This is a genomic window from Brevibacterium sp. LAARM3_SD1 (assembly GCF_057364765.1).
The window spans coordinates 70,172-86,537 of record NZ_JBNFOL010000009.1 but is presented as its reverse complement, the minus strand read 5'-3'; the positions used below and the strand labels follow the sequence as shown (position 1 = coordinate 86,537).

Here is a 16,366-nt window from a genome sequence, read left to right as displayed (position 1 = left end):
CTGAGGTTCCGTCGCTGCCGCCACGCCTGAGGACTATCATGGGTCCATGACCACAGCAGCGGCGGAACTCGAGACCGAGGTGCGCCGTCTGCGCATTCGGATCATCCCCCTGACCACTGCCCAACTCGACGAGGCGGCCCCACCGGCACCGAGCCGGCGTGCCGCCATCCGCGGGGCCCTGGCTGAATTCTCGTCGATCGGCTCCGATGCCCGACCGGTTCCGGAACTCGGCGATCAGAACCTCGCCGACCAGGTCGTCGTGCTCCTCGAACACGGACTGCGTGCGGCCCAGACGCTGCCCGAACCCGATCGTGAGAACCGCATCGACACCCTCACCGAGGCGGCCGTGCGTCTCCGTCGCACCCTGGCCTGAGGATGAGGACAGGGAACGCATGATGGCGAGTACTCGACGCACATGGCCTCCCGTGGTCGCCGGGATCGTCGCGACCCTCATCTACTTCGGCACCGCCGAACTCATCGCCCGCAGTCTGGACGTGGCATCAGCCCCGGCGCTGCTCATCGGCCAAGCCCTCATCCCGCTGATGCCCACCGTGCTCATCAAATCCGCGATCGCGGTCTTCGGCACTCACGACAAACTCGCTCTCGTCATCACCATCGTCGGAGGCGGTGCCGGACTCGGAGCGATCATCGGGTGGATCGGCGCCCGACGTCGAGGCCTCGCGCTCGTTCTGCTCATCGGCTTCGGACTGCTGCCGGCCGTCGTCGGCTTCAGCTCCGGTGCCGGTCTGGTGGCCACTCTGCCGAGCCTCGGCGGAATTGCGGCCGGAGCCGCAGCGTTCCTCGTTCTCCTCCACCTCGCCGAGGCTCCGACTCGAGCCGGAGAAGGCGCGGCCGACACGCCCTCGGAAACCCCTTCATCTCCTGCCCAGCCCGGTCGGCGGGCTTTCTTCGGGCTGGCCGCGGGACTGAGCGCGGTCGGCATCGCCGCCGTCGCGGCCGGACAATCCGCGGCCACATTGGCGCGCAGTGCGGCAGGAACGGTGACGAAGCTCGTCCTGCCACGGCCGGCCGCCTCGGCGCCGGAGATCCCCACGGGCGCCGAACTCGACGTACCCGGACTGACCCCGCTGGTCACGGAGACCTCTGACTTCTACCGCATCGACACAGCACTCTTCCCGCCGTCGATCGAAGCGGGAACGTGGATGCTGCGCGTCCACGGAATGGTCGAGAACGAGTTCACGATCACCATGGCCGAACTCCTCGACCTCCCACTCCAGGAGCACTATGTGACCCTGGCCTGCGTCTCGAACGAGGTCGGAGGCGACCTCGTCGGCAATGCGAAATGGCTGGGCTATCCGATCCGGGATCTGCTCGCCAGGGCGAAACCGCACGCCGGCGCGGACATGGTGCTCTCGGGCTCCGATGACGGATTCACCGCCTCCACCCCGCTCGAAGTGCTCACCGATGACCGGGCGGCCCTGCTGGCCGTGGCCATGAACGGCCAGGCCCTGCCACGCGACCACGGATACCCGGCCCGGCTGGTCGTCCCGGGACTCTACGGGTACGTCTCAGCCACGAAATGGGTGACTGATATCGAGGTGACGAGGTTCGCGGACAAGGAAGCATATTGGACGACCCGCGGCTGGTCCTCCCACGGACCCGTGCTGGTGGCCTCCCGCATCGATGTGCCCCGCCCCGGCGCCACCGTTACGCCCAAGAGCGGCGACCGGATCGTCACCGCAGGCATGGCCTGGGCGCAGCACACCGGCATCGAGAATGTGCAGGTGCGCATCGACAACGGGGACTGGACCGAAGCGGAACTGAGCGAGGAACTCACCGCCGATACGTGGCGGCAGTGGCGGTGCGAGCACACGGGACTGAGCACGGGCACGCATACCGTCAGCGTCCGCGCGATCGACCAGGACGGAAACGTGCAGACCTCGGAGCGCAGGCCCGCCATTCCCGGTGCCGCGACGGGACTCCACGAACGCCAGTTCACCGTCGAATGATGCCGCGCACGAGGTGGGACCGGACTGAACGGACGCGACTCTGACCAGAGCTTCCCACCATGCGAGCACGGTGCGGCAGTCTCAGGCTTCTCGCGATACGTTGTAATCTCACTCACAGAAGCTGTTCTACTCACGTCACAACGAGGTGGTCAAGGTGTTCGGTCTCCCGACGGCGACGGTCGTCATCATTGTCGGCATCCCTGCGATCTGGGTGATCTACACCCTTGTCTTCGTCTTCCTCTCCCGCGGATGGAAGGCCGAGGACGTGGCCGAGGATCAGGCACTGGCGCGAACCGCGAACGGCACGGACGGACGAGACGGCGGGGCCGCCTCGGCGAACGGGAACGGGGGAGCGGCATGAACATCGAAACCTGGTTCCTGGTCATCTACTTCGTCGCCATGGGCGGGATCGGCGTGTGGACGCTCAAGATCGGGTCGAAGGGCAGCGAGGGATATCTGCTCGGCGGCCGCAGCCTGGGCGCCGCGGTCACCGCTCTGCGTCTGCAGTCGTCGTCGATGTCGGGGTACATGTTCCTCGGTGCGGGATCGCTGGCCTATACGAAGGGCTACTTCTCACTCTGGTACGCGATGGGTGACATCGGCGGCGGCGTCCTCAATCTCTCGATCCTGGGCCGGCGGATGCGCAAGCTCTCGCAGATCCTCGGATCGCTCACATCGATCGAATACCTCGAACATCGGTATCCGTCGAAGTGGATCCGCGCGATCGCCGCACCGGTCGCACTGTTCTGCATCTTCTTCTATGTCATGAGCCAGTTCATCGCCGGCGGACGCGGCCTCGAGATGGTCACCGGCATCCCGTATGCCTGGGCGCTGCTCATCGCCGTCGGCGTCATCGTCTTCTACACCTTCCTCGGCGGCTACCTCGCCGTGGCCTACACCGACTTCGTGCAGGCGATCGTCATGCTCATCGGCATGGTGTGGATACTCATCGCCTGTCTGCAGGCTGTGGGCGGATGGACGGCCGGCAACGAGGCGGTCGGGCAGATCAATCCGAACCTGCTGACCATGTGGGGACCCGATGGAATCGAATCCGTCCAATGGGGAGTCATCGTCGGCGCCGTCCTCGTCTTCTCCATCGGCTATATGGGATGGCCGCACGTCAACGTCAGCCATATGGCGATGAAGCGTCCCTCGGTGGCCCGGCGCGCCAGCCTCTACGCCACCGGGTTCAACCTGCTGTTCATCCCGGCCCCCTATATCGTCGGCATCATGGCGCTCGTCCTGTTGCCGACCCTGGACAACCCGGAACTCGCGGTCTTCCAAGTCGCTGACACGGTGCTGCCGGACTTCGCCGTGGGCATCGTCATGGCCGGAATCATGGCCGCGATCATGTCCACCGCGGACGCTCTGCTGCTGCAGTCGGGCACGATCGCCAGCCAGGACCTGTTCCAGCGCTTCTTCAAAAAGGACATGTCCGACCAACAGTCCGTCTGGGTCTCGCGGTTCACCGTCCTCGTGCTGGCGATCATCGGCTACTTCGTCGCCGTGAACGATCCGCCCGCAGTCGCCGAGGTGGTCATCTTCTCCACCACGGTGCTCGGCGCCGCATTCGTCCCCGTCTACATCGCCGCCGCCTGGTGGAAGAAGGCGAACGTGCCCGGTGCGATCACCTCGATGATCGCCGGCACCGTGTCCTCCGTCGTGTGGCAGCTCACCGGACTCGTCGACGTCACCGGAATCGACCCCATGGGAATCGGCATCGTGTGCTCGACCCTGGCCCTCATCCTCCTCTCCCTGGCCACTCAGCGATCGCATCCGGTGCCTGCCCATGTCCTCAAAGCGATGCAGGAGACAGACCGGATCGGCGCGATCCCAGCTTCCATGCTCACCGGCCAGAACGACTCCCTGGCCGGTCAGGTTCCGAAGGATGCCCGAGATGAGCGCTGAGACCGGAACCGGTCGCCCGGTCGGCCCGGATCTGCAGGTCGTGGAGCCGGTGCGGATGGATCCGCACGTCACCGCTGCCGAGGCGCTCGCTGTCTTCCAACGCAAACTCCCAGGCGCGCTCGCCGCGGTCCAAGCGGTCCATCATCCGTTCTGGTGGGCTGCCCTCGATGTGCGCACTCGCGGACTCTTCCGTCGGAGCGCATCCGGGCCGGGGCAGCGGATGGACGTGCTCGTCAACGCAGTGTCGGGGAGGGGCATGATCGCCGACTTCACCCCTCGCGGCGCCACGGCGGGATCATCGGAGTGGTCGAGTCTGATCGGCGGGCAGTCGGGACCGCTGCCGACTCGGGACGAGGCGGAGCGGACTGCGCGATCATTGGCGCGCGCGAAAGTCGTCAAGACGGTGAAGCTCGGAATGGGCATCGAGATCACTCCGGCGGGCGGTCTGCGCGGAGTGATCAAGCCTAACTGGATCGTCTCCGGAGGAAATGCGAAGCATGAGGCGACGATCCTCGTCGATGGTCTCGATGGGTCTCACTACATCGTGCGGGTGGACAAGGTCGGACAGAGCTGAGAGCTCGGCTGTCAGGTCTGCGGGGCTGCTCAGCCCCAATTCTTCGCGTCCGAGAGGCAGAACGGATGACCGGCGGGATCGAGGAGAACGACCCAGGTTTCACCGGGCTGCGGCTCGGCTCGGGTGGCTCCGAGTTCGACGCAGCGATCGGCTGCCGCTTGGATGTCGTCAGCGGTGAGGTCGAGGTGGAACTGCTTGTGTCCGTCGTCGGGCCAGCTCGGTCGCTGGTAGTCCGGGATCGTGCCGATGCCAAGTGCATGGCTGGGACCGGTGAGCATTGCATAGTTCTCGTCCGTATAGGCGATGGGCCAGCCGAGGACGGAAGAGTAGAACTCTCCGAGAACGGCAGCGTTCGGGGCGTCAAGGGTGACCATCGCCAGTGTGGCGACGGGTGCTGTGGTGGAGTCGTCGGCGGTGGTCGCGGTGGTGTCGGTCTTCTGTGTTTCAGTCATGTCTGACATTCTTGTGCCATGGACGACGACGTCACTAGGAAAAATGCGTCACTGCCGCAGCACTTCTTCGGACGTGTGCTCAAGCCGGGGGAGATGCTCGAGCATGCGCGCTATTCGTCCGTTCGTGTCGTCGCCGAGCGCCTGCGCCCGTTCGTCAAACGCTATTGGGCTGTCGAATGGGATCTGCCGGAGGGCGAGAGCTATCAGACGGCGACCTTGTCCGAACCGACCATCCATCTGACCTTCGAGTTCGGCAACAGCCGACGGGCGCACGTGGACGGCCCCGGAGCGTGGGTGACCGGTCCGGTCACCAAGCGGCGCTTCGATGTGGGAATCTTCGGACGCGGCGGAGTCTTCGGCGTGAACTTTCAGCCGGGTGCGACACTGGCGTTCTCCGAGGAGAAGCCGGCGAGCATCCGTGATTCGACCGTCCCTGCCGAACTGTGGTTTCCGAGGCTGGATGCCGACCTCGGACTCTCCGAGATGTTTGCGCGTTCGCAGAGAGCCGGGGCGCCCGACTTCAGCGAATTGGCCGCTTCGGTGGAAAGTTGGCTGCTGTCCTGGCGGCCGGAGATGACCCCGTCGTTCGAACGGCTGAAACGGGTGCTCGACATACTGTCCGACCCTGAAGTCGTGAGCCTGAAGATCCTCGCGGAGAGAGCCGATATCGGTGAGCGTACGCTGCAGCGGATGTTCAGCAGCTTCTGCGGAGTCGGAGTGAAGAAGGTCTTGGCCAGGGCGCGGATCATCGACGCGGTCGCAGCGATCGACCGCGGGTGGGACGGAACTCTGGCCGACCTCGGCGCGCACTTCGGCTGGTTCGACCAATCGCATTTCGGCACGGAGTTCGTTCGCGTCACCGGCTTCAGTCCGGCCGAGTACGCGCAGCGGAAGACTGCGCGCATCAGCCGAAATTGAAAGTGGCCCGGAAGCGTCGAGGAAAGATCATCCGATCAGGCGTCTCAGCGACGTTTGGCGATGCCGAACCCGGTGTAGCCGAGGATGATGGCGAACGCGAAGCCGACATAGCAGAACACCGCCCACGGTGCGTAGTCGAGGACGGAGACCCCAAGGACGCCTGCCATGTAGACGCCCGCTGAGGACCACGGAATGAGTGGGACTACAACGGTGCCGGAGTCCTCGAGGGTCCGCGAGAGGTTCTTGGCATCCAGGCCGCGGTCGGCGTAGGCCCTCTTGAACAGTTCGCCCGGCACGATGATCGAGAGGTAAGAGTTGCCGGTCACGACGGCCATCGTGATGCATGACAGGACAGTTGAGAGAACGAGGTCTCCCGTGCGCTTCACGAACTTCAACAGCGAGCGGATGATGGTTTCGAGGGCACCGGACCGCGACATTATTCCGGCGAACGCGAAGGCACTGAACGCGATGAGGATGACACCGGTCATCGACGCCATCCCGCCCTGCGACACCAACTCGACGACATCGGGGTCCAGACTCTCGAGCTTTGAGGGCCCGACTTCGAGCATGTCCGGGGTGAATCCGTCGACCGTCGAGGCGAAGATCGATTCGACGCTGACCTTCTGGAAGATCGCCGCAAGGATCCCCGCTACCAGTGACGATCCGATGATCGTCGGCAGCGTCGGCAGTTTGAGCACGGCTCCGGCGAGGACGATGACCATCGGCAGAAGCAGGAGGACGTTGAAGGAGAACAGACCGTCCAAGGTACCTGTGACGGCGCTGATCTGGTCCGAATCGGTGCTGCCCGATTGCTGATTGATGCCGACGAACAGGTAGAGCGCCAGCGCCACGAGTGTGGCTGGAATCGTGGTGTAGAGCATGTGGCGAATGTGCTCCCACAGGGTGGTTCCCGCAGCTATCGGTGCCAGATTCGTCGTATCCGACAGTGGAGACAGCTTGTCGCCGAAGTACGCGCCCGCGACAATCGCTCCTGCTGTCGCTGCCAGCGGGGCGTCGAGGCCCGTGGCGATGCCCATGAGGGCCACGCCCACTGTTCCGGCCGAACCCCAGGACGTTCCCGTGATGACCGAGACGATCGCCGAGATGACAAAGGCGATGAGGACGATGAACTTCGCGCTGATGAGGCCGAGACCGTAGTAGATCATCATCGGAATGGTCCCGGCGATCATCCATGTGCCGATGAGGATGCCGATGGAGATGAGCACAAGCAGAGCCGGCATCGCCGTATCGAGCTTCTCTCTGATCCCCAGCAGCATATCCTCCCAGGTCAACCCCATGCGCAGAGCCACCAAGCCGGCGATGATCGCAGACAGGATCAACAGCGGCTCCGGGGCGAGGCCGAGGACGCCGTAGCCCACAGCCAGCAGCACGAGCATCGCGCCCAGGGGAACCAGAGACCATCCCAGCGGCGGGAGCTTCTCCTCGGCGTCGGCCGTGTGGGTCGTCGTGGTGCCGGGTTCGCGGCTCATTCGAAAGTTCCTCGGATCTGGGGTTCGCCGTCGCGGACGATCTCGCGTCCCCGGGAAAAGGCGAGTCGGATAGTGTGTTGGTCATCGGTGAGGAGGACGTCGGCGTCGCACCCGCTTCGGAGACGGCCCTTGTGCCCGAGCACGAGAGCATCAGCCGTATTGGAGGTGACGAGGGCGAGGGCCTGAGACAGGTCCATACCGGGCAATTCGGCACACTCCCACACCTGTTCGAAGAGGGTGGTCTGCTTGGCCACTTCCAAGCCGATCAGCCGCCCGTCCGCGTCGAATTCGGGCAGACTGCCGTTGGCGTCCGACGACAGAGTGAGTCGGGTGAGGTCGCCGCCGAGTTCGATGTAGTCTCTGACCGACTCTGCGGTCGTCGAGCCAGCGGTCATGTCAACGGTGGCGCCCTTGGCTGCGAGGCTCACCGCATCGGCCAGGAGCTCGGTGCTCCTGGTGATGTGAGTGGCATAGACGGCCTGCGGGGCGATCGGGTACTCGTCGAGCAGCCGGTGCAGAGGGGCCAGACGCGACGAGTACGGTCCGACATGGAAGTGGGTGACGCCCGCTTTGCCGCTGAGCAGCCCACCGACATGGCTGTGGCTGACGAGCTCGGCCAATGCTTCTACCGTCGGTTGGAAGGAACGCCGATCCGAGATCGCAACCTCGCCGACGCCGATGACCTTGTCGATGAGGACGACATCGTCGACGACGGTGCCGGTCAGCGTTCGTGCCGGGACCTGGTAGCTGCCTGTGTAGATATATGTGGAGATGCCGTCGGCCTCGAGCCCGCGGCCTTGGCGAGGAGATCCGCGTGGCTGCGAGTCACTCCGTCGGTGCCCAAGCAGCCGACGACTGTGGTCACCCCGGCGCTGACGATGTCGCTGACGAGGATCTCCGGGGTGCGGTTGGCGTAACCGCCCTCACCACCGCCACCGGCGATGTGGACGTGCGGGTCGATGAACCCCGGCACGGCGGTCAGACCGCGGGCATCGATGACAGAGGCATGCGGCAGGTCGGTCACCGCTTCGACGGGGGCCTCCCCGATGTAGGTGATCTGCTGCCCCTCGATGAGAATGTCCTGCTGACCGAGTCGTTCCGGGGCGAAGACTTCGGCCCCTTGCAGCAATATCACCATGTCATGGCCTCTCCTTGTCGTGGCTAACCAGGTATGAACCCCTTGCCGTCCACCTTCGGGATGGCAGCGAGGAGTTTCTGTGTATAGGGGTGGTTCGGATCGTTCCAGATCTGTTCCGTCGAACCGACCTCGACGATCCTACCCGCTTCCATCACTGCGACCCTGTCGGCAATATCGCGAACGATCGAGAGATCGTGGCTGATGAAGATCATCGAGGCCCCGGAGTCGATGGCGAGGTCGCGCATCATTCGAGCGATCCGTGCCTGGAGGAACGCATCGAGTGAGGCGATGGGTTCATCACCGACGAGCACCTTCGGACCTGCAGCCAGGGCTCGAGCGATGGCGATGCGCTGCCTCTGTCCGCCGGAGAACGAATGCGAATAGCGCTGTGCGGAGTCGGTCGGCAGGTCGACGGCGTCCAACAGCGTTTCGACGGTCCACGTGCCCTCAGGATTGAGGGCCAGCGCATCGTCGAGCTGGTCGCGGATGCGCCGGCGCGGGTTGAGAGACGCGTAGGGATTCTGGAAGACCATCTGAATCCCGAGCAGTTCCTTCGCTCTCTTCTTCAGACCGAGGGCTCTGACCGGGTTGCCATCGAAGGTGATGGAGCCGGCCGCGAGTTTCTCCAATCCGCAGATGAGTTTGGCCAGAGTCGACTTTCCGCAGCCGGATTCGCCGACGAGTCCGAGCACTTCCGACCGACCCAGCTGCAGAGACACTCCGTTGACTGCCCGGAAGCGACCTCCGCCGTCGAGTTTGTACTCGCACGCCACGGAATCGAGCGACAGCAGAGGAGCATCAGCTGTGGGGGAGTGACCGGCGGTGGCGGTGGGAGCCTGGTCGATCGATGTCATGGGGAGACCTCCGCTTGTGGCAGCGATTCGATGAGCGAACGCGTGTATTCGTGTTGAGGAGCGGTGATGACAGCCTCCCGTTCACCGGTTTCGACGACGACACCGTTCTTCATGACGACGATGGTGTCCGCGACCGAGGAGAGCACTCCGAAGTCGTGGGTGACCAGCAGCACCGCGAGGTCGAGATCGTCGCAGAGTTCGCGCAGCAGGCGGAGGATGCCCGCCTGAACGGTGACATCGAGTGCCGTGGTCGGTTCGTCGGCGATGAGGACCTTGGGGTCGCAGATGATCGCTGAGGCGAATGCGATTCGCTGCAGCTGTCCGCCGGAGAACTGGTGGGGGTATTTCTTCACCGCTTCTTCCGGACGCGGAACCCTGGTTCGGCTGAGGATCTCGATGGCCTTGGCCAGGGCGGCTCTCTTCGACACCTTCTGGTGGTGGCGAAGGTGGTCGGTGATCTGGTCGCCGACAGTGAGCATGGGATGGAACGCTGAGGCCGGATCCTGGAAGACCATCGACAGCTGCACTCCGCGCAGACGGTTGTGCTGTTTGGCGGGCATTCCCACCAGTTCGACTCCATCGAAGTCGATGCTTCCGCTCAGCTCCGCGCCTGCAGGGGAGAGTCCCATTACGGCGAGACCGGTCTGGGTCTTACCGGAACCTGAGGCTCCTGCGACGCCTGTGATGCGACCTGCGTCGAGGTCGAAGGAGACGTCCTTGAGGATATGAGTGGTCTTCTTCCCTGAGGTGACCGACAGATTGAGGTCTCTGATGCTGATCATGCTCATGAGGTCGTCTCACCGACTTCCTGGGCGGTATGCGGGTCGAGAGTGTCGCGCAGACTGTCGCCGATGAAGTTGAACGCCATGACGATGGTGAGGATGCAGAGTCCGGGGAAGAACGCGATCCACCAGGCCGCGAACTGAGAGACTCCTTCGCTGATCATCGCGCCCCAGTCCGGCGTCGGCGGAACGGCGCCGAGAGACAGGAACGACAGACCGGCCATCGTGAGGATCGCCGAACCGACATCGAGGGTGGCGAGCACAACGACCGGGGAGATGACGTTCGGTGCGATTTCGCGGGCCAGTGATCGGCCCGCACTGAATCCGAGCAGGCGTCCGGCGATGACGTACTCGCTGCCGCGCGCCGTCATCACCAGCGATCTGGTGACACGGGCGTAGGACGGCCACGAGACGAGCAGGATCGCGATGATCGCGTTCTTCAGCCCCGGTCCGAGGGCGGCTGCGATGACCATGGCGAGGATGATGGTGGGGAAGGCGAACACGAGATCGGCGATGCGCATGATGATCTCGTCGACAGCTCGACCGAAGTATCCGGCGATGGCGCCGAGCACCGAGCCCAGCAGTGCCGAACAGATGACGACGAACACCGCGGCGGGCAGGGTGGTGCGGGCGGCGACGAGGATGCGGGAGAGCACGTCCCGACCCAGTGTGTCGGTGCCGAGAAGATTCACACCGTTGGGAGCCGACAGCCGCGGGAAGTTCTGCGCCAGAGGATCGAACGGGGCCAGCAGCGGTGCGAAGATCGCCACGAGCAGCCAGATCACGAGGATCCCGGCCCCCACGAATCCCAGCGGAGTGCGCAGGGCCTTCGGGAAGCGGAACTGCCACCTCTTCCGGCCGGGGTCGACGGGATCGCGGCGGGCCGCCTCGGTGATGGGGGCATTGGTGGGCTGTTTCGGGGTGCCGATGCTCATCTCACCCTCACTCTCGGATCCACGAAGCCGTAGATCAGGTCGACGATGAAGTTCACGAGGATGTAGACGATGCCGATGACGAGGCCCACACCCATGATGACAGGCAGGTCCAATGTGGTTGCCCCGCGGTAGGCGTATTGGCCGAGTCCGTTCCAGGCGAAGACGGTTTCGGTCAGCACCGCACCGGAGAGCAGAGAACCGAACGCCAGACCGACGACGGTGATGATCGGGACCAAGGCGCCGCGGAAGATGTATTTGAAGACCACTGTCCGTGCCGGCAGGCCCTTCGCCTTGGCCGCAGTGACGTAGTCGAGCCGGATGATGTCGAGAACGCTGGAGCGGCTGAACCGGGTGAGCAGACCGATGGTGAAGAGAGCGAGAACGCACGAGGGCAGAACGAGGTGGCCCAGAGCGTTGGCGAATGTCGCCATCTGTCCCGCCAAGAGGGAGTCGACGGTGTAGAGGCCTGTCACCTTCGGCGGCGGGGTGATCCAGGGGTCGAGTCGTCCGGCGCCGGGGACGACTCGCAGCTGGAAGAAGAACACGAAGTAGGCGACGGTGGCGATCCAGAACGTCGGCGCCGAGATGCCGATAAGGCTGAGGGTGCGGATCGCGTGGTCGACGATGCTGTTCTGTTTGAGAGCGCTGAGCAGACCGAGCAGCAGTCCGAGGAGGACGGAGATGAGAATCGCTCCGATGCCGAGTTCGATCGATGCGGGGAAGACCTGACCGATCGAGGCGAGCACGGGCGTGCGGGTCTGGTTGGAGACGCCCAGATCTCCTTGGAGCAGATTGCCCAGGTAGGTGAAGTACTGGACGAGGAGCGGCTGGTCGAGGCCGAGCTTCTCCCGTGTCTGCGCGACGATCTCCGGATCTGCTGCCGCCCGGTCGCCGAGGATGGCCGCGACCGGGTCGGTGGGCACGAGGTTGGTGAGCAGGAACGTCACCACGGTCACGCCCCAGATCAGGATGATCGAGATCCCGATCCGGATGAGGATGAATCGGAGGAGCGGGTGGAGCTTCGGCGGTTTGATCCGCTGCGCCGCGTCCGTCTCACCAGAGGCGGACGCGGCAGGAGCATCGTGCGGCGCTGTGGTGGCTTCCGCCATCCTCACTCTGCCTTTGCGAAGTCGAACGAGACGTCGGCGTTGGACACGAATTTCGTGATGCCCGAACCGACGGCGATGGTGCTGACCGGCTGGACGAGCGGGATCCACACCGCGGTGTCGGTGGTCGCCTTGAACAGCTTCGCGTAGGCGGCGTCGCGGGCATCGCCCTTCGCCTCGGCCGCTTCGTCCGCAAGTTTCTTCAGCTTCGGGTCGTCCTTCCAGTTCACGCGATCGGCGACGTCGCCGCCGGGAATGAAGACGTTGTAGTTCGTCGGATCGGGGAAGTCCGCGCCCCAGGTTCCGATGCCCATCGGCTGTTTGGCCGAGCGGAAGCCGTCGAGCTGAGTCGAGCTCGGGGCCGGCTTGAGGTCGAGGTTGATATCGGCCTCCTTCAGCTGTGCCTGCAGGGTCTCGGCGAGCTGCGCGAGGTCGACTCCGTTGACGGCCTGGTCACTCGAGTAGTGGAAAGGAACCTTCTCACCGTCGTAGCCGGCCTTCTTCAGCAGCTTCTTCGCCTTTGCGAGGTCGCGTTCGGGTGCTTGGTCCTTCGGGACGGCACCGACGAACTCGTTCGGTACGAGGCTGGCCATCCGCTGCGATCCCTTACCGGCGAGGTCGGTGAGCTTGTCGTAGTCGATCGCCGCCATGACGGCCTTGCGGAAGTCCGGGTCTGCTGCTGGGCCGCCGATCTTCTCATCCGTGTTGTTGAAGATGTAGAGGCTGCGAGTCGAGGGCAGGCTGGAGATCTTGCCCATCGACTCATCGATCTGCTTCGCCTGATCGGCGTTGAGGTCGAAGGCGACCTGCGCCTGACCCGACTGGATATCGGTCAGCTGCGTCTCGGCGGAGACATTGCGCAGCACCACTCGCTTGTACTTCGGTTCGGGACCGTTGTAGTGCTCGTTCGCGGTCAGCACGACCTGGCTGTCGGCGTCGTACTTCTCCACCTTGTACGGTCCCGAGCCCTGGGAGTTCTCATTGAGGAACTGTTCGGCACCGTCGTTCTCGTCCGTGGTTCCCTCGTTCTCCTTGACGACCTTCGAATTGACGATGCCGATCGAGGAGTTGGGGAGGATGTAGGGCAGTGCGGGGTTGGGTTCTGCGCTGGTGAGCGTGACCGTCTTGTCGTCGACCTTCTTCACCTTGACTCCGGCGAGGAAGAAGGAGGGGTTGCCTTTGATGCCCTGAAGACGTTCGAAGGAGAAGACGATGTCGTCGGCGGTGACGGGATCGCCGTTGGAGAATTTCGCGTCCTCGTCCTTGAGGGTCAGCGTCATCTCCTTGTCGTCCTCGGACATCTCGTACGAGCAGAGTCCGTCGGTCGGCTTGGTGAGGTCACCGTCCTCGAACTCGAGGGCCGTCTGATAGATGGCGTTGTCGATCGTCGACCCGGTGAACTCGAATTGTCGATGGGGGTCGATCGTCTTGAGGTTGAAGGCGGTCTCGGCCACGATCGTGTCGCCGGCACCGCCGGCTTCGTCGGAGCCGCCGCCGCAGGCAGCGAGCCCAGCGGTCAGTGCGAGGGTGGAGCAGATTGCGACGAGATTGCGGGACAGGCGCCTCATGTGTGATCTCCCTAACAGTAAGTGTTGTGAGTCACATTAAGGTCGAAACGCCTGCCATGCAATTCAACCTGCCACAAAGCTCGCGGATTTCCACTGTGTCTTTCCGCCAACGTCTCGACCGGCGAGATGAGACTTCTGATCTGCGACTTCTGTCGGCAGTCGTCAGACCCATCGTTCGCCGGCCGAGCCCGCACAGCGGAGATACGCGCGGGCTACTCGGAGCTGAAAGGAGAAAGTCCGAGGGCCGCGTCTGTATCGGTATGAGATCGGGCGACATCCTCGGTGGTCCAGTCGGTGCGATCGAGGTCGGGGACCGCCTCGGCGATCTGTGACTTCCAGCCGCCGTGCCACTGGGCGGGGAAGGCCCGCTCGAGCAGATCGAACATGATCGGCACCGCTGTCGACGCTCCGGGGGAGGCTCCGATGAGACCCGCGATCGATCCGTCGGCGGAGACGATGAGCTCGGTGCCTTGTTGCAGGACGCCGATCTTGTTCGGATCCGGTTTGACCAGCTGCGCTCTCTGCCCGGCGGGCAGCAGCGTCCACTCGTTGCGTCGGGCCCGTGGGAAGAAGCGCTGCAGCTGAGCGAACTTCCGTGTCGGGCTGGCCGCGAGTTCCCTGACGAGGAATGACACGAGGTCGAGGTTCTGCAGGCCAGTGGCGGCAATGACATGGAGATTGTCGGGTCGAACAGTCGTGAAGAAATCCGAGAGCCGACCGTGCTTGAGCAGCTTCGTGCTGAATGTCGCATACGGACCGAACATCAGATGCTCCTCGCCGTCGACGACGCGCCGGTCCAGATGCGGCACCGACATCGGCGGAGCGCCCCCGTCGGCCTGACCGTAGACCTTGCCCTCATGCCGGGCGACGACCGAGGGAGCCGCACACCGATAGAAGGCGGCACCGACAGGCAGGACCGCATACCCGCGGATTTCGGGTACCTTCGCTTTCTGCAGGAGTCTGAGCGCGAAGCCGCCCGCCCCGACGAAGACGGTGCCTGCCCGCACAGCGAACGATCCCATTGATGACGATCCCGTGATCGACCATCCGTCTGCTTCCCGCTCGATCCCGGTCACCCCGTGACCGGTGAGCACCTCGGTGGATCCGAGCGTGAGCAGAGCCCGAGTCAGGGCGCCGAAATCGACGTCGGTGCCGCGGAGGTGCCGGGCGGCGGCGATCGGTTCGCCGTCGTCGACCCGACCCTCCATCGTCAGCGGCGCCCACTGGGCAATGGTGTCCGGATCCTCCGTATACTCCATCTCCGCGAACAGGGGATCGGCACGCAGAGTGTCGACACGGCGGCGCAGATAAGCGACATCGTCACGACCGAACACAAGGTTCATATGCGGAGTCGTGTGAATGAAATCCGTCGGATCGAGCACGCCCTGCCGAACAAGACGTGCCCACCATTGCCGGGTGAGGTGGAACTGCTCGGCAATGTGTCGCGGCTTCGATCCGTCCGCGGGATCGGGCATGTAGTTGAGTTCGCAATACCCCGAATGTCCGGTGCCGGCATTGTTCCACGCCTCGCTGCTCTCTCCGGCTGAGTCCGTGGCCTTCTCGAGGACGAGGATCCGCAGATCGGGATCGAGCAGGGTCAGCATCGAGCTCAGCGTTGCGGACATGATGCCTGCGCCGATGAGGACGACGTCGGCATCCGGAAGCTGATTGGTGTGCGTGGGGTTAGCGGTCATGTTCTCACCATGCGCCTACGCGAATCATCCGTCCAATGAGTGATCGGATATGTATGATCCGAATATGGAACGATCATCCGATGCTCGGACGGCGCCGCTGACGGCGCTGCGAGAACTCGTCGAACTGGCTGATCAGGACGGTCACCTGACCGAGGCGGCGGCCGCCCTCGGCATACCCCAGTCCACGATGAGTCGACGGATCCACGCACTCGAGCGCCACCTCGGCATGGCATTGACCGTCCCGCGCGGTCGCGCCATCGGTCTGACGACGGCGGCCATCGATCTCGTGGGCGCGGTGCGTGCCCCGCTGAGGGAGATCGATGCGGCATTGGTCGATCTCGCCGAGGCGGCCGATCCCGAACACGGCAGGATCAGGTTCGGGTTTCCCCTGACGATGGGTGCCGGTGAGGTGCCCGATCTGCTCGCGGTCTTCAACCGCGAACATCCGGGCATCCGCCTCGACCTCAAACAGGCTCACGGTGCCGAACTCGTCGCTGACCTGCAGGCGGGCACCCTCGATCTGGCGATCATCATTCCGCCTCCACCCGAGGTCAACCACGAGGTGCTCGCGCGGCAGACGATCATCGCCGCCCTGTCCGATACGCACCCGCTGGCGGGAGCACGCAGCATCAGCCTGGACCGGCTCGCCGACGAGGAGTTCATCTCCACTCCTGCGACCTACAACCTCCGGGAGCTGACGGATCAGTGGTGCCGGGACAGCGGCTTCGACCCGCAGGTGAAGATCGAAGTCACCGAATTCTCGACGATCCGCGAATTCGTCGGCCGCGGAATGGGAGTGGCACTGATCCCACCTGCGGTGCGCCCGGTCGAGGGAATCACCGAGGTGGCTCTGGACGGTCCCGCTCATGCTCGTGAGATCGCCCTGTGCTCAGCCGTCCGCAGGCCCGGCCGTGTGGTCGAGCATCTGCGCGACTTCATCCGCGAAAACGCGGCGAACGGGTCGAACGAGGACTGAT

Annotated in this window: 17 protein-coding genes; 7 read left to right on the top strand and 10 right to left on the bottom strand. The window is 64.3% G+C overall.

Features of this window, described 5'->3' with window-relative positions:
* Positions 1-46: 46 nt before the first annotated feature.
* From AC2W7L_RS07445 to AC2W7L_RS07425, 5 genes are all read left to right on the top strand, one after another.
* Positions 47-373, top strand: a complete 327-nt coding sequence (locus AC2W7L_RS07445; RefSeq protein WP_486003936.1) for a hypothetical protein — start codon at positions 47-49, stop codon at positions 371-373.
* A 19-nt stretch (positions 374-392) separates the two neighbouring features.
* Positions 393-1,970, top strand: coding sequence for a molybdopterin-dependent oxidoreductase (locus tag AC2W7L_RS07440; protein WP_486003935.1), 1,578 nt, complete (start codon positions 393-395; stop codon positions 1,968-1,970).
* Between the two features lie 154 nt (positions 1,971-2,124).
* On the top strand, positions 2,125-2,331 hold the full coding sequence (locus tag AC2W7L_RS07435; RefSeq protein ID WP_167194909.1) for a hypothetical protein: 207 nt from the start codon (positions 2,125-2,127) through the stop codon (positions 2,329-2,331).
* Positions 2,328-3,878, top strand: coding sequence for a sodium/proline symporter (locus tag AC2W7L_RS07430; protein ID WP_486003934.1), 1,551 nt, complete (start codon positions 2,328-2,330; stop codon positions 3,876-3,878). Before AC2W7L_RS07435 ends, AC2W7L_RS07430 begins: the two co-directional genes overlap by 4 nt.
* The gene (locus tag AC2W7L_RS07425) at positions 3,868-4,452 is read left to right on the top strand and encodes a hypothetical protein (protein ID WP_486003933.1); all 585 of its coding nucleotides are present in this window, start codon (positions 3,868-3,870) and stop codon (positions 4,450-4,452) included. Before AC2W7L_RS07430 ends, AC2W7L_RS07425 begins: the two co-directional genes overlap by 11 nt.
* Positions 4,453-4,481: 29 nt before the next feature.
* Here the strand turns inward: AC2W7L_RS07425 and AC2W7L_RS07420 are convergent, their stop codons facing one another.
* Positions 4,482-4,904, bottom strand: a complete 423-nt coding sequence (locus tag AC2W7L_RS07420) for a VOC family protein (RefSeq protein ID WP_486003932.1) — start codon at positions 4,902-4,904, stop codon at positions 4,482-4,484.
* 18 nt (positions 4,905-4,922) lie between these two features.
* Between AC2W7L_RS07420 and AC2W7L_RS07415 the strand changes: the two genes are divergently transcribed.
* Positions 4,923-5,822: a DUF6597 domain-containing transcriptional factor gene (locus AC2W7L_RS07415; protein ID WP_486003931.1), complete on the top strand. Its 900-nt coding sequence runs from the start codon at positions 4,923-4,925 to the stop codon at positions 5,820-5,822.
* A 44-nt stretch (positions 5,823-5,866) separates the two neighbouring features.
* Here AC2W7L_RS07415 and nhaC read toward each other — a convergent pair whose 3' ends face one another.
* The 9 genes from nhaC to AC2W7L_RS07370 all read right to left on the bottom strand — a co-directional run bounded on the left by nhaC (position 5,867) and on the right by AC2W7L_RS07370 (position 15,389).
* Positions 5,867-7,312, bottom strand: a complete 1,446-nt coding sequence (nhaC, locus tag AC2W7L_RS07410; protein ID WP_486003930.1) for a Na+/H+ antiporter NhaC — start codon at positions 7,310-7,312, stop codon at positions 5,867-5,869.
* On the bottom strand, positions 7,309-7,932 hold the full coding sequence (locus AC2W7L_RS07405; protein WP_486003929.1) for an amidohydrolase family protein: 624 nt from the start codon (positions 7,930-7,932) through the stop codon (positions 7,309-7,311). Before AC2W7L_RS07405 ends, nhaC begins: the two co-directional genes overlap by 4 nt.
* Positions 7,933-8,033: 101 nt before the next feature.
* Positions 8,034-8,450: an amidohydrolase family protein gene (locus AC2W7L_RS07400; protein ID WP_486003928.1), complete on the bottom strand. Its 417-nt coding sequence runs from the start codon at positions 8,448-8,450 to the stop codon at positions 8,034-8,036.
* Positions 8,451-8,473: 23 nt separating this feature from the next.
* Entirely contained in the window at positions 8,474-9,304 is an 831-nt protein-coding gene (locus AC2W7L_RS07395) for an ABC transporter ATP-binding protein (protein WP_486003927.1), read from the bottom strand.
* Entirely contained in the window at positions 9,301-10,092 is a 792-nt protein-coding gene (locus AC2W7L_RS07390; RefSeq protein WP_486003926.1) for an ABC transporter ATP-binding protein, read from the bottom strand. The genes AC2W7L_RS07395 and AC2W7L_RS07390 overlap by 4 nt, the downstream gene beginning before the upstream one ends.
* On the bottom strand, positions 10,089-11,021 hold the full coding sequence (locus tag AC2W7L_RS07385) for an ABC transporter permease (RefSeq protein WP_486003925.1): 933 nt from the start codon (positions 11,019-11,021) through the stop codon (positions 10,089-10,091). The genes AC2W7L_RS07390 and AC2W7L_RS07385 overlap by 4 nt, the downstream gene beginning before the upstream one ends.
* Positions 11,018-12,130: an ABC transporter permease gene (locus AC2W7L_RS07380; protein ID WP_244195053.1), complete on the bottom strand. Its 1,113-nt coding sequence runs from the start codon at positions 12,128-12,130 to the stop codon at positions 11,018-11,020. The genes AC2W7L_RS07385 and AC2W7L_RS07380 overlap by 4 nt, the downstream gene beginning before the upstream one ends.
* Before the next feature lie 2 nt (positions 12,131-12,132).
* A complete protein-coding gene (locus AC2W7L_RS07375; RefSeq protein WP_486003924.1) occupies positions 12,133-13,695 on the bottom strand; it encodes an ABC transporter substrate-binding protein in 1,563 nt (520 codons plus the stop codon).
* A 212-nt stretch (positions 13,696-13,907) separates the two neighbouring features.
* Entirely contained in the window at positions 13,908-15,389 is a 1,482-nt protein-coding gene (locus AC2W7L_RS07370) for a malate:quinone oxidoreductase (RefSeq protein WP_486003923.1), read from the bottom strand.
* A gap of 64 nt (positions 15,390-15,453) precedes the next feature.
* Between AC2W7L_RS07370 and AC2W7L_RS07365 the strand changes: the two genes are divergently transcribed.
* Complete coding sequence (locus tag AC2W7L_RS07365) at positions 15,454-16,365, top strand: LysR family transcriptional regulator (RefSeq protein ID WP_486003922.1); 912 nt, start codon at positions 15,454-15,456, stop codon at positions 16,363-16,365.
* Position 16,366 lies beyond the last annotated feature (1 nt).